This window comes from Acidiphilium sp. PM (assembly GCF_000219295.1).
Taxonomy (GTDB): Bacteria; Pseudomonadota; Alphaproteobacteria; order Acetobacterales; family Acetobacteraceae; genus Acidiphilium; species Acidiphilium multivorum.
The window spans coordinates 1-13,014 of record NZ_AFPR01000271.1; the positions used below are offsets into that span (position 1 = coordinate 1).

General features: G+C 69.9%; 12 protein-coding genes. 6 read left to right on the top strand and 6 right to left on the bottom strand.

Annotated elements, in window-relative coordinates; genetic code table 11:
- Both APM_RS11065 and APM_RS11070 read right to left on the bottom strand, forming a co-directional pair.
- Positions 1 to 413, bottom strand: a 413-nt coding sequence (locus APM_RS11065; protein ID WP_007423465.1) for a glycosyltransferase family 9 protein, incomplete at its 3' end; no start/stop codon positions are given.
- Positions 410 to 1,549, bottom strand: a complete 1,140-nt coding sequence (locus tag APM_RS11070; protein ID WP_007423464.1) for a glycosyltransferase family 4 protein — start codon at positions 1,547 to 1,549, stop codon at positions 410 to 412. The genes APM_RS11065 and APM_RS11070, both read right to left, overlap by 4 nt.
- A gap of 58 nt (positions 1,550 to 1,607) precedes the next feature.
- On the opposite strand from APM_RS11070, the gene APM_RS11075 reads away from it, so the two are divergent.
- The 3 genes from APM_RS11075 to speE all read left to right on the top strand — a co-directional run bounded on the left by APM_RS11075 (position 1,608) and on the right by speE (position 3,930).
- The gene (locus APM_RS11075; protein WP_007423466.1) at positions 1,608 to 2,366 is read left to right on the top strand and encodes a carboxylesterase; all 759 of its coding nucleotides are present in this window, start codon (positions 1,608 to 1,610) and stop codon (positions 2,364 to 2,366) included.
- A gap of 166 nt (positions 2,367 to 2,532) precedes the next feature.
- Positions 2,533 to 2,997: an adenosylmethionine decarboxylase gene (speD, locus tag APM_RS11080; RefSeq protein ID WP_007423467.1), complete on the top strand. Its 465-nt coding sequence runs from the start codon at positions 2,533 to 2,535 to the stop codon at positions 2,995 to 2,997.
- 69 nt (positions 2,998 to 3,066) lie between these two features.
- Positions 3,067 to 3,930 carry a polyamine aminopropyltransferase gene (gene speE, locus APM_RS11085; RefSeq protein WP_007423468.1) on the top strand — a complete coding sequence of 288 codons (864 nt, stop codon included), beginning with the start codon at positions 3,067 to 3,069 and terminating at the stop codon, positions 3,928 to 3,930.
- Positions 3,931 to 4,014: 84 nt separating this feature from the next.
- Here speE and APM_RS11090 read toward each other — a convergent pair whose 3' ends face one another.
- From APM_RS11090 to APM_RS11100, 3 genes are all read right to left on the bottom strand, one after another.
- Positions 4,015 to 4,971 carry an acetyl-CoA carboxylase carboxyltransferase subunit alpha gene (locus APM_RS11090; protein WP_007423469.1) on the bottom strand — a complete coding sequence of 319 codons (957 nt, stop codon included), beginning with the start codon at positions 4,969 to 4,971 and terminating at the stop codon, positions 4,015 to 4,017.
- Positions 4,972 to 5,032: 61 nt separating this feature from the next.
- Positions 5,033 to 6,205: an isovaleryl-CoA dehydrogenase gene (locus tag APM_RS11095; protein WP_012039867.1), complete on the bottom strand. Its 1,173-nt coding sequence runs from the start codon at positions 6,203 to 6,205 to the stop codon at positions 5,033 to 5,035.
- Complete coding sequence (locus APM_RS11100) at positions 6,192 to 6,596, bottom strand: hypothetical protein (protein ID WP_007423471.1); 405 nt, start codon at positions 6,594 to 6,596, stop codon at positions 6,192 to 6,194. The genes APM_RS11095 and APM_RS11100 overlap by 14 nt, the downstream gene beginning before the upstream one ends.
- A gap of 67 nt (positions 6,597 to 6,663) precedes the next feature.
- Between APM_RS11100 and APM_RS11105 the strand changes: the two genes are divergently transcribed.
- From APM_RS11105 to ppdK, 3 genes are read left to right on the top strand one after another with little or no spacing between them, the layout of a single operon-like run.
- The gene (locus APM_RS11105) at positions 6,664 to 7,569 is read left to right on the top strand and encodes a glycine--tRNA ligase subunit alpha (protein WP_007423472.1); all 906 of its coding nucleotides are present in this window, start codon (positions 6,664 to 6,666) and stop codon (positions 7,567 to 7,569) included.
- A complete protein-coding gene (glyS, locus tag APM_RS11110) occupies positions 7,562 to 9,562 on the top strand; it encodes a glycine--tRNA ligase subunit beta (RefSeq protein ID WP_007423473.1) in 2,001 nt (666 codons plus the stop codon). The genes APM_RS11105 and glyS overlap by 8 nt, the downstream gene beginning before the upstream one ends.
- A gap of 7 nt (positions 9,563 to 9,569) precedes the next feature.
- Positions 9,570 to 12,239, top strand: coding sequence for a pyruvate, phosphate dikinase (gene ppdK / locus APM_RS11115; RefSeq protein WP_007423474.1), 2,670 nt, complete (start codon positions 9,570 to 9,572; stop codon positions 12,237 to 12,239).
- Between the two features lie 101 nt (positions 12,240 to 12,340).
- Here ppdK and APM_RS11120 read toward each other — a convergent pair.
- Positions 12,341 to 13,014 (bottom strand): glycosyltransferase family 4 protein (locus APM_RS11120; protein ID WP_007423475.1); only part of this gene is annotated, 674 nt, incomplete at its 5' end.

A 13,014-nucleotide genomic window follows, 5' to 3' on the forward strand; every position in this document is an offset into this window, starting at 1 on the left:
GCGGCTTCGAGCTGGCCTTCGATCCGTTCGCGGGTGTGGGTGCGGTCGCGCGCGGGATCGGCGTGGGGGAAGGCGCAGCCGGAGGCGATGCCGGACCAGGGCGGGCGTCCGGCGAGGCGGAAATAGCGGCTGGAGCGGCCGGAGGTCTGCAGGTCGTAGACCATCGCGAAGCCGCCGAGGGCGCGGCGCAGGCGGCGCAGGCCGGCGAGGTCGAGCGGGCCGGGCTTCGGGTCGATCATCACGCGGTCGAACCAGGGGGCGGCTTCGAGCCAGGCGGCGAAGGGTTTCGTGGTCAGGAGCGAAATCTCGGCGGCGGGATGGGCGGCGCGGATGGCGGCGAAGGCGGGGAAGCTGAGGACGATGTCGCCCAGCGCGCCGTGGCGGATGACGAGGATGCGCGGCGTCGATGTCATCCCAGCAGCTCGTCGTAGACGGCGAGATTGCCGTTCTGCATCGCCGCGATCGAGTAGAATTCGGCGACATAGGCGCGGGCGGCCTCGCCCATCGCGAGGCGGGATTCGGGCGGCAGGTCGAGCGCGGCGTCGAGGGCGGCGGCGAGGTCGGCGGCGTCGCCGGGTTTGGTGCGCCAGCCGGTTTCGCCGTGGCGGATGGTTTCGCGGGCGGCGCCGTGATCGGTGGCGATGGCGATCCGCCGCATCGCCTGGGCCTCGACGATGGTGCGGCCGAAGGCTTCGGGGTCGGTCGAGGCGTTCACCACGATGTCCGCCAGCTTGTAGGCGGCGGGCATGTCCGCGCAGTCGCCGGCGAAGACGACGCGGGGGACGAGATCGAGCCGGCGGATCGTCTCGACCAGGGAGCGGCGGTAGGCCTCGCGCCCCTGGGCGGCGCCGACGAGGAGGAGGATCGGGTCGCGGTGGCGCATGCGGGCGAGCGCCTCGATGGCGACGCGCTGGCCCTTCCAGCCTGTGAGCCGGGCGGGGAGCATGATCACCGGCGCGCCGTCGGGCAGGGGCCAGGCGCGGGCGAGGGCCTCCATCCGCCGGCCGCCCACGGCGTCGGGGTCGAATTTCGCGCAGTCCACCCCGCCGGGGACGATGCGCAGGCGGTCCGCCCCGACGCCGTGGCGGGCGCGGACGAGATCGGCGATGAAGCCGGAGATCGCGATCACCCGGTCGCCCGAGGCCATCACCGCGTTGTAGCGCGCCTTGAGCGGGCCGCGCTGGCCATAGGCGCCGTGATAGGTGGTGACGAAGGGCACGCCGCAGCGGCGGGCGGCGAGGCGGGCGGCGATGGCCGGGGCGCGGGAATGGGCGTGGACGAGGGAGATCCGCTCGGCGCGGATCAGCCGGGCGAGGCGGCGCGCGGCGGCGAGGATCTTCAGCGGGTTGCGGGATTCGAGGTCGATCCCGACATGCCGTCCGCCGGCGCGCTCGACCGCGCGGACCAGGCGGCCCGGTTGGCTGGCGACGAAGGCGCGGGCGCCGGTGCGGGCGACGGCCTCGGTCAGCTCGACCACCACCTGCTCCACGCCCCCGGTTTCCAGACGCGGCAGAACCTGTAGAATCGCATAATCCGAGGGATGGCGCATGGCGGACCTTTCGTGCGCCGCGCCGATACCATGCGCGGGCAGCGAAGGGGAGGGCCGGATGGACGAGAGCGTGGCGCGGATCGGGGCGAACGGGACCAGCCTCGCCTGTGCCCTTCTGCGCGGCGCGGGGCCCGTGGTGGTGTTCCTGCCCGGCTTCGCCTCGGACATGCAGGGGACCAAGGCGCTGTTCCTGCGCGACGAATGCGCGGCGCGCGGGCGGGCGATGCTGCGGCTCGACTATTCCGGGCACGGGCAGTCGGGCGGGCGGTTCGAGGAGGGGACGATCGGGCGCTGGGCCGACGATGCCGCAGAGGTGATCGCCGCCATGGTGCCGGAGCAAAAGCTCGTGCTGGTCGGATCGTCGATGGGAGGGTGGATCGGGCTGCTGCTGGCGCGGCGCCTCGGGGCGCGGCTGGCGGGGTTCGTCGGCATCGCCGCGGCACCCGATTTCACCGCCGAGCTGATGGAGCCCGCCTTCGATGACGCGGCGCGGGCGGCGCTGGCGCGGGATGGCATCTTGCACCTGCCCAATCCCTATGGCGCGCCGACGCCGGTGACCGCGGCGTTGCTGGAGGATGGGCGGCGGAACCTCGTGCTCGGCGGGCCGATTCCGATCGATGCGCCGGTGCGGCTGATCCAGGGGCAGCGCGACGCCGAGGTGCCGTGGCGGACCGCGCTGCGGATCGCCGAGGCGGTAACGGGCGAGGATGTGCGGGTGACGCTGGTCAAGGACGGGGAGCACCGGCTGTCGCGCCCGCAGGACCTCGCGCTGATCGGCGCGGAGGTGTTTTCGCTCCGAGCCGGCGCGGCGTCATAACCGGCGCGCATTGCCCCCCTGCGCAGGGGGGGTAAAATTTCATCGAAGAACCTTGAAAAACCCCTTGCAAGTCCAGAGGTTTTTCCGCATATCGCGCGCTCTTGGCCCCGGGGGGCGCGGCGCGGTGCCGCGTTCTACAGGCTGTCACTGGTTGAGGGGGTTCGCGATGAACGCACTTGCCCGACTGGGGATGGTCTCGGAAATTCCGAGCGAAAACCAGACTGTTGCTCAGGACGCGACCGATGAGGTCGCCGTGCCGAAGGATTATTTCGTCGAGCGTGACGGCGTGAAATTCGCCGGGACGCATCTGCTCGTGGATTTGTGGGGGGCCGAGAAGCTCGACAGTCCCGAGCTGATCGACGCGACGCTGCGCGAGGGCGCGCTCGCCGCGGGGGCGACGATCCTGCACAGCCATTTCCACCATTTCACGCCGAATGGCGGCGTGTCCGGCGTGGTGGTGCTGGCGGAGAGCCATATCTCGATCCACACCTGGCCGGAGCGCAACTACGCCGCGATCGACATCTTCATGTGCGGCGTGTGCGATCCCTACAAGGCGATTCCGTTCCTGCGCGCGGCGTTCTCGCCGAGCGACGTGCAGGTGGGCGAACAGCGCCGCGGCGTCACCGCCTGAGGCGAAACCGTTGACGACGACACACCGCCTTGCCCCCGGCAGGGCGGTGTTTTCGCATGGAGCGAAGACATGACCGACATGTGGGTGAACGAGACGCTGTATCCGTTCTGGGGCCAGCGCTTCGGGGTGACGCGCGAACTGGCGCGGACGAAGAGCGACTTCCAGGACATCGCGATCTTCGAGAGCGAGTTCCACGGACGGGTGATGATGCTGGACGGCATCGTGCAGATCACCGAGGGCGACGAGTTCGTCTACCAGGAGATGCTGACGCATGTGCCGCTGCTGGCGCATGGGGCGGCGCGATCGGTGCTGATCATCGGCGCCGGCGATGGCGGCGTGCTGCGGCGGGTGCTGATGCACAAGGGCGTCGAGCGGGCGGTGATGGTCGAGATCGACGGCGAGGTGATCCGGCTGGCGAAGGAGTTCCTGCCGAAGATCGCGGGCGAGGCCTGGGACGATCCGCGCGCGGAGGTGATCGTCGGCGACGGGATCGACTATGTGAAGAAGGCGCCGGATGCGAGTTTCGACGTCATCATCGTCGATTCGACCGATCCGATCGGGGTGGGCGAGGTGCTGTTCACCGATGATTTCTATGCCAATTGCGCGCGCATCCTGACCGCGCGGGGGCTGGTGGTGAACCAGTGCGGCGTGCCGTTCATGCAGGCGGACGAGCTGCGCGAGACCTCGGCGCGGCGGCGGAAATTCTTTCCGCACGTGACCGCCTATGTCGCCGCGGTGCCGACCTATGTCGGCGGGTTCATGACGCTGGGCTGGGCCGGCAAGGACCCGGAACTCACCCGTCTGCCGGCGGCGACGATCCGCGCGCGGGCGGAAGCGGCGGGGATTCTCGGGACCACGGAATACTGGTCGCCGGAGATGCACGCGGCGAGCTTCGTGCTGCCGCCCTATATCGCGAAGCATCTGCCGGGCTGAACGCAAGCACACGGTCAGGCCGGCAGGGCCTGACCGGGACACAAGTCTGTCAGGCCGGCAGGGCCTGACCGGGAAACGAGTCGGTCAGACCGGCAGGGTCTGGCCGATGGCGAGGAATTTCTCGCGGCGTTTCGCGCGCAGGGCCTCGGGCGCGAGGGCGGCGAGGCCGGGCAGGGTTTCGGCGATCGCGGCGCCGAGGGCGGTGATCGCGGCCTGGGGGTCGCGATGGGCGCCGCCGAGCGGCTCGGGCACGATGCGGTCGATGATGCCGAGGCGCTTGAGGTCCTGGGCGGTGATCTTCATCGCCTCGGCGGCCTGGGCGGCGTTGGCGCGGTCTTCCCACAGGATGGCGGCGCAGCCCTCGGGCGAGATGACGGAATAGATCGCGTGCTCGAACATCAGCACGGTATCGGCGGCGGCGATGGCGATGGCGCCGCCGGAGCCGCCCTCGCCGATGATGGTCGCGATGAAGGGGACCGGGGCGGCGAGGCAGGCATCGATGCCGCGGGCGATCGCCTCGGCCTGGCCGCGCGCCTCGGCATCGACGCCGGGATAGGCGCCGGAGGTGTCGACGAAGGAGAGGACGGGCAGGCCGAAGCGGCCGGCCATCTCGATCAGGCGGCGCGCCTTGCGGTAGCCCTCCGGCCGGGGCGAGCCGAAATTGTGCTTCAGCCGCGATTCGAGGTCCCAGCCCTTCTCGATGGCGATGACCATGACCGGCTCGCCCTTGAAGCGGCCGGGTCCGGCGACGATGGCGGCATCCTCGCCGAAGCCGCGGTCGCCGGCCAGCGGGGTGAATTCGGTGATCAGCCCGGCGATGACGTCGCGCGCCTTGGGCCGCTCGGGATGGCGGGCGACCTGGGTCTTCTGCCAGGGCGAGAGCCTGCCGTAGAGGGTGCGCAACTGCCGCTCCGCCTTGTCGGACAGGAGGGTGACCTCTTCGGCGATGTTGAGCTCGCCCGGATCGGTCATCCGGCGCAGCTCCTCGATCTTGGCTTCCAGCTCGGCGACCGGCTTCTCGAAATCCAGGAAATGGCGCATGGCCGCTTCCGGTGCCGCAGTTTTTCGCCGGCGTCAAATCCCCCCTGGCGCGGGCCGCGGGTCAGGCGGTTTCGCGGAAGAGTTCGCGGCCGATCAGCATCCGGCGGATTTCCGAGGTGCCGGCGCCGATCTCGTAGAGTTTCGCATCGCGCAGCAGGCGGCCGGTGGCGTAGTCGTTGATGTAGCCGTTGCCGCCGAGGCACTGGATCGCCTCCAGCGCCATCCAGGTCGCCTTCTCGGCGGCGTAGAGGATGGCGCCGGCGGCGTCCTTGCGGGTGGTCCGGCCACGGTCGCACGCCTTGGCCACCGCGTAGACATAGGCGCGGGCGGCGCTCATCGTCACGTACATGTCGGCGAGCTTGCCCTGGATGAGCTGGAACTCGCCGATCTTCTGGCCGAACTGCTCGCGCTCGTGGACATAGGGGATCACGATGTCGAGCGCCGATTGCATGATGCCGAGGGGGCCGGCGGCGAGGACGGCGCGCTCGTAGTCGAGCCCGCTCATCAGCACGTTGACGCCGCGGCCGACCCCGCCGAGCACGTTCGATTCGGGGACGACGCAATCCTCGAAGACCAGCTCGCCGGTGTTGGAGCCGCGCATGCCGAGCTTGTCGAGCTTCTGGGCGCAGGAGAAGCCGGGCATGGTCTTCTCGACGAGGAAGGCGGTGATGCCGCGCGGGCCGGACTCGGGGTCGGTCTTCGCGTAGACCACCAGCGTGTCGGCCTCGGGGCCGTTGGTGATCCACATTTTCGATCCGTTCAGCACGTAGGAATTGCCGCGCTTCTCGGCGCGCAGGCGCATCGAGACGACGTCCGACCCGGCATTGGGCTCGGACATCGCCAGCGCGCCGACCTTGCGGCCGGAGACGAGGTCCGGCAGGTAGCGCTCGCGCTGGGCCTCGGTGCCGTTGAGGCGGATCTGGTTGACGCAGAGATTGGAATGCGCGCCGTAGGACAGGCCGACCGAGGCCGAGGCGCGGGAGATTTCCTCCATCGCCACGCAATGGGCGAGATAGCCCAGGCCGGCCCCGCCATATTGCTCGGGCACGGTGATGCCGAGCAGGCCGATGTCGCCCATCTTCGACCAGAGATCGTGCGGGAAATCGTTGTCGCGGTCGATCGCGGCGGCGCGGGGGGCGATTTCGGCCGCGGCGAAGCGGCGGACCGAATCGCGCAGGGCGTCGATCTCCTCGCCGAGGTCGAAATCGAGCATGGTGTGGCTATTCGCGCGCATGGCGTTGTCCTTCTCCCCGGTCGAAAGCGGCGGGCATCGCGGCTTCGAGCCAGCCCCACAAGGCGAGGGCGGCGCCGACGATGCCTTCGGTGCCGTTGTAATTGATGACGGCGACGATGCCGAGGGCGAGGCCGGCGATGCCGAGCGCGCGGCTGGCGAAGGCGAAGGCGAGCAGGCCGAGCAGCAGGGCGGGAAAGCCGAACAGCCGCTCGTATTGCAGCCAGAGCACGGCGTGGCGCGGGGCGCAGACGAGCGGGGCGTGGGCGGCGGCGCAGAGGCCGACATAGGCGCGGGGCTCGATCGTCGCCATGCGGAAGCCGGCGGCGGCGGCGGCGAGCGCGATCACCACCGCGATTCCGATCAGGTCGGCCCGTCCGAATCTTGCCCTCATGCCCCTTGCCTCGTAATGGTGCATCGCGAAAACGCCCGCGAAATCACCGGCTCCATATCACGGACCCATGCAAGACCAGAAACACGCCCTGAGCTTTCAGGATATCATTCTCGCGCTGCACCGGTTCTGGGCCCGCCAGGGCTGCGTGATCCTGCAGCCCTACGACATGGAAATGGGGGCCGGAACCTTCCATCCGGCGACCACGCTGCGCTCGCTCGGGCCGAAGCCGTGGGCGGCGGCCTATGTGCAGCCCTCGCGCCGGCCCTCGGACGGGCGGTATGGCGAGAATCCGAACCGATTGCAGCATTATTATCAGTACCAGGTGATCATGAAGCCCTCGCCGGCGGACGCGCAGGAGCTGCTGCTGGCGAGCTACCGGGAGATCGGCCTCGATCCGCTGCGGCACGATTTCCGCTTCGTCGAGGATGACTGGGAAAGCCCGACGCTGGGCGCCTGGGGGCTCGGCTGGGAGATCTGGTGCGACGGGATGGAGGTGGGGCAGTTCACCTATTTCCAGCAGGTCGGCGGGATCGCGGTGGATGTGCCGAGCTTCGAGATGACCTACGGGCTGGAGCGGCTGGCGATGTATGTGCAGGGGGTGGAGAACGTGTTCTCGCTCCGCTTCAACGACGCCGAGGGGCCGCACGCGCTGAGCTATGGCGATGTTTTTCTCCGGGCGGAGAAAGACTATTCGGCGCATAATTTCGAATTCGCCGATACCGAAATGCTGATGCGGCATTTCGGGGATGCGGAGCAGGAATGCGGGGCGCTGGTGGGACGGGGGCTGGCGCAGCCGGCCTATGACCAGTGCATCAAGGCGAGCCATCTGTTCAACCTGCTGGATGCGCGGGGGGTGATTTCGGTGACCGAGCGCGCCGCGTATATCGGCCGGGTGCGGGCGCTGGCGAAGGCGTGCGCGGAGGTCTGGGTCGCCGGCGAGCGGGCCGAGGCGGAGGCGCAGAAGAATGGCTGAGTTCTTTCTGGAGCTTTTCTCCGAGGAAATTCCGGCGCGGATGCAGGAAGCGGCGGCCGAGCAGCTCGCGAAGCTGGTGGGCGCGCAGCTCGCGCCGCTGTCGCCGCGCGATATAAAGGCCTTCGGCGCCGCGCGGCGGATTGCCGTCGTGGCGACGATCGACGCCGAGGTGCCGGAATCGGCGAGCGAAGTGCGGGGGCCGAAGCTCTCGGCACCGCCGCAGGCGCTGGAGGGGTTCCTGCGCAAGAACGGTGCGGCGCGGGAAGAGCTGGTCGAGGAGGACGGGTATTTCCTGCTCCGGCGGAACCTGCCGTCGCGGCCGGCGGGCGAGCTGATCGCGGGTGAATTCGCGCAGGCGCTGGCCGGGTTCGGCTGGCCGAAATCGATGCGCTGGGGGCAGAGCGGGGCGTTCACCTGGGTGCGGCCGTTGCGGCGGGTGGTGTGCCTGCTCGATGGCGCGGTGATTCCGTTCACGCTCGGGCCGGTGGCGAGCGGGGATCAGAGCGAGGGGCATCGGTTTCTCGCGTCGGGCGCGTTCCGGGTGACCTCCGCCGCGCAATGGCAGGCGGAGCTGCGGGCGCGGCGCGCGATCGTCGATGCCGATGAGCGGAGAAAAATGATCGCGGAGGGGCTGCGCGCGGCGGCCGGAGCAAAGGGGCTGAGCGTTGCCGGGGATGCGGGGCTGCTGGACGAGGTCGCGGGGCTGGTGGAGTGGCCGGTCTGCCTGATCGGGGCGATCGATCCGGGGCAGATGGCGCTGCCGCCGGAGGTGCGCGAACTGTCGATGAAGGTGAACCAGCGCTATTTCGCGACGCGCGACGCGGCGGGGAACCCGGCGCCCTATTTCGCCTTCGTCGCCAATATCGCGGCGAATGATGGCGGGGCGGCGATCATCGCCGGCAATGAGCGGGTGCTGCGGGCAAGGCTCGCGGATGCGGAGCATTTCTGGGCGCAGGACCGGAAGCAGACGCTGGAGTCGTGGCTGCCGAAGCTCGACGCGGTGACGTTCCACGCGAAGCTCGGCACCCAGCATGCGCGGGCCGGGCGGATCGAGGCGCTGGCGCGGGAGATCGCGCTGGCGCTGGGCGCGGATGCGGCGGCGGCGGATGCGGCGGCGCGGGCCGGGCGGCTGTGCAAGGCGGATCTCGTGAGCGGGATGGTCGGCGAGTTCCCCGAGCTTCAGGGCATCATGGGCGGGTATTACGCCGAGGCGTCGGGCGAGGGCGACGCGATCGCCGGGGCGATCCGCACGCATTACCAGCCGAAAGGCCCGTCGGACGAGGTGCCTTCGGGGGTTGTTTCCGCCGCCGTGGCGCTGGCGGACAAGATCGACACGCTGCGGGAGTTCTTCCGCATCGGCGAGACGCCGACCGGGTCGGGCGATCCGTTCGCGCTGCGGCGGGCGGCGCTCGGGGTGATCCGCATCGTGCTGGAGAACGGGCTCAGGCTGAACCTGATGCCGCTGGTGGGCGCGGAGGTGTTCGACTTCCTCATCGAGCGGCTGCGGGTGAAGCTGCGCGGCGAGGGCAAGCGGTTCGACGTGCTGAACGCCGTTCTGGATACGGCGCGGGATGACGACCTGACCCGGCTGATCGCGCGGACCGAGGCGCTGGGGGCGTTCCTCGCCAGCGAGGACGGGGCGAACCTGCTCGCGGCGTATCGGCGGAGTACAAACATCCTCAGGATCGAGGATGCGAAGGACGGGCCGCACGAGGGCACGATCGATCCCGGGTTGCTGGCCGAGGCGGCGGAGATCGCGCTCGCGGATGCGCTGGAGGCGGTGGATCTCGAAGCGCGGCGCCGGCTGGAAGACGAGGATTTCGCCGGCGCGATGCGGGGTTTCGCGGCGCTGCGCGCGCCGGTCGACGCGTTTTTCGATCATGTGACCGTGAACGCGACGGGAGCAGAATTACGCCGCAATCGTTTGCGATTGCTGGCCCGCCTGCGCGACGTGATGCATCGCGTCGCCGATTTCTCGAAACTGGAAGGGTAATGCCCCGATGAGCAAATACGTCTACAGCTTCGGTCCCGGCGCCAGCGACGGTTCGGCGGCAATGCGCAACCTGCTTGGCGGCAAGGGGGCGAACCTGGCCGAGATGGCGAGCATCGGCCTGCCGGTGCCGCCGGGTTTCACCATCACCACCGAGGTGTGCACCGCGTTCTACGACAATGACCGCGCCTATCCGGAAGGGTTGCGCGAGCAGGTGGACGCGGCGCTGGCGAAGATCGAGAGCGAGGTGGGGCGGCGCTTCGGCGACAAGCACAACCCGCTGCTGGTGTCGGTGCGTTCGGGCGCGCGGGTGTCGATGCCGGGGATGATGGATACCGTGCTCAATCTCGGGCTCAACGACGTGACGGTGCAGGGCCTGGCCGAGGGGGCGGGCGATGCGCGCTTCGCCTGGGATTCGTACCGGCGGTTCATCCAGATGTACGGCTCGGTGGTGCTGGGTGTGGCGCATCACCGGTTCGAGGAGATCATCGAGAACGTGAAGCTCGATGAGGGGGCGACCGAGGACACCCAGCTTTCGGCGCAGGACTGGCACCGCGTGGTCGAGGCCTACAAGGACGTGGTGCAGGCCGAGACCGGCCATCCGTTCCCGCAGGACCCGCACGACCAGCTCTGGGGCGCGGTGGGGGCGGTGTTCGGCTCGTGGATGAACCAGCGGGCGATCACCTATCGGCGGCTGCACGAGATCCCGGCCGACTGGGGCACGGCGGTGAACGTGCAGGCGATGGTGTTCGGCAACATGGGCGAGGATTGCGCGACCGGGGTGTGCTTCACCCGCGACCCCTCGACCGGGGCGAACGAGTTCTACGGCGAATATCTGCCGAACGCGCAGGGCGAGGACGTGGTGGCGGGCATCCGCACGCCGCGGCCGCTGTCGAAATCCTATGCGAAGCCGGGCGAGATCAGCCTGGAGGAGGCGATGCCGCAGGCCTATGCCGAGCTGGTGCGGGTGCGCGAGACGCTGGAGCGGCATTACCGCGACATGCAGGACATCGAATTCACCATCCAGCGGCAGAAGCTGTACATGTTGCAGACGCGCAACGGCAAGCGGACCGCGCCGGCCAGCGTGCGGATCGCGGTGGAGATGGCGGAGTCGGGGCTGATCGACCAGCGCGAGGCGGTGACGCGGGTGAACCCGCAATCGCTCGACCAGCTGCTGCATCCGACGCTCGATCCGAAGGCGAAGAAGACGCTGCTGGCGCGCGGGCTGCCGGCCTCGCCGGGGGCGGCGTCGGGCATCGTGGTGTTCTCGGCCGACGAGGCGGAGATGCGGGCGCAGAAGGGCGAGGCGGTGATCCTGGTGCGGATCGAGACCAGCCCGGAGGATATTCACGGGATGCACGCGGCGCGCGGCATCCTGACCACGCGGGGCGGGATGACCAGCCACGCGGCGGTGGTCGCGCGCGGGATGGGGCGGCCCTGCGTTGCGGGTGCGGGCGGCATTCACGTCGATTACGGTGCGAAGACGCTCGCCGCCGGCGGGGTGGTCGTGCGCGCGGGCGACACGATCACGCTGGACGGGGCGACGGGCGAGATCTTCACCGGCTTCGTGCCGATGATCGAGCCGCAGCTGTCGGGCGATTTCGCCAAGCTGATGGGCTGGGCCGACGCGGTGCGCCGGCTGCGGGTGCGGGCGAACGCGGAGACGCCGCTGGATGCCGAGACGGCGCGCAAGTTCGGCGCCGAGGGGATCGGCCTGTCGCGCACCGAGCACATGTTCTTCGACCCCGAGCGGATCGGCGCGGTGCGGCAGATGATCATGGCGCATGACGAGGCCGGACGGCGGGCGGCGCTGGCGAAGCTGCTGCCGTATCAGCGGCAGGATTTCGTGGCGCTGTTCCGCATCATGGCGGGGCTGCCGGTGACGATCCGCCTGCTCGACCCGCCGCTGCACGAATTCCTGCCGCATGGCGAGGCGGAGCTGGAGGAAGTGGCGGCGGCGCTCGGCATGGGCGTCGAGGCGATGCGCCAGCGCGCGGCCGAGCTGTCGGAGGCGAACCCGATGCTCGGTCATCGCGGCTGCCGCCTCGGCATTTCGTTCCCGGAAATCTACGAGATGCAGGCGCGGGCGATCTTCGAGGCGGCGCTGGAGGTGGAGACCGAGACCGGCAAGGCGCCGGTGCCGGAGATCATGATTCCGCTGGTGGGGATGAAGCGCGAGCTGGACATCACCCGCGGGCAGGTGGAGCGCGTGGCCAGCGCGGTGTTCGACGAGGCGGGGCGGGTGCTGGACTACAGCATCGGCACGATGATCGAGCTGCCGCGCGCGGCGCTGACGGCGGACACGATCGCGCAGTCGGCCGATTTCTTCTCCTTCGGCACCAACGACCTGACGCAGACGGTGTTCGGCCTGTCGCGCGACGATGCCGGCAAGTTCCTGCCGAAATATGTCGAGAGCGGAATCCTGCCGAAGGACCCGTTCGTCTCGCTCGACATCGAGGGTGTCGGCGGGATGATCCGCATCGCCGCCGAGCGCGGGCGGGGCACCAAGGGCGGGCTCAAGCTCGGGATCTGCGGCGAGCATGGCGGCGATCCGGCCTCGATCGCGTTCTGCGAGGAGATCGGGCTCGATTACGTGTCGTGCAGCCCGTATCGGGTGCCGGTGGCGCGGCTGGCGGCGGCGCAGGCGGCGATCGGCGCGGGCGGCGACCGGACGGCGTGAGCCGGATTTTTGCTCCGCCGACCGGATGGCGGAGCAGAAATACGGTCTGAGGCGCGCTGGAGCGGGTGTCTGGTCTGGCGCGCGGGCGGGCGCAAAAACGGTCAGGCGCTGATGGCGTCGAGGATCCGGCGGACCGTGGCTTCGAAGGGGCCCCGGCCGTTTTCCGCGGCGAGGCGGCGCAGGGCGGAATCGCGCAGCGCGGTCCAGCGGGTTTCGTCGCGGTAGAGCGAGGCGATCTCGGCGGCGAAGGCGGCGGCGTCGGCGGTGGCCGGGGTGGCGATGTCCTTGCCCGGGGTCCAGCCGAGCTGGCGGCAGAGCAGTGGCGTTGCCACGCAGGGCAGGCCGAACGAGGCGGTTTCATACACCTTGTAGGGTGTTCCGGCGGCGAAGCGGGTGGGGGCGATGAACAGGCGGTGCTCGTCATAGGCGGGGCGCAGCTCGGCCACCGTGCCGCGCAGCTCGATGCCCGGGATGCCGCGGAATTCGGCGAGGTCGAGATCCGGCGCGGTGTAGCCGACGAAGCTGAGGGTCGGCGGCTCGTCCATGATCCGCCGCAGGGCGGGCAGGATTTCGTCGCGATACCAGCGCAGGCTGTCGAGATTCGGGCTGTCCTCGCGGTGGATGCTGGCGACGAAGAGCAGGCCGGCGCGCGCGGCGAAGGGGCGCGGCGTGGGATCGGGCGCGCGGATGGTGCCGAGCACGGCGACGCCCGGCAGGCCGGCGGCGCGGAGCAGGGCGGCTTCCGCCTCGTTCACCGCGGTGACATGCCGGCAGA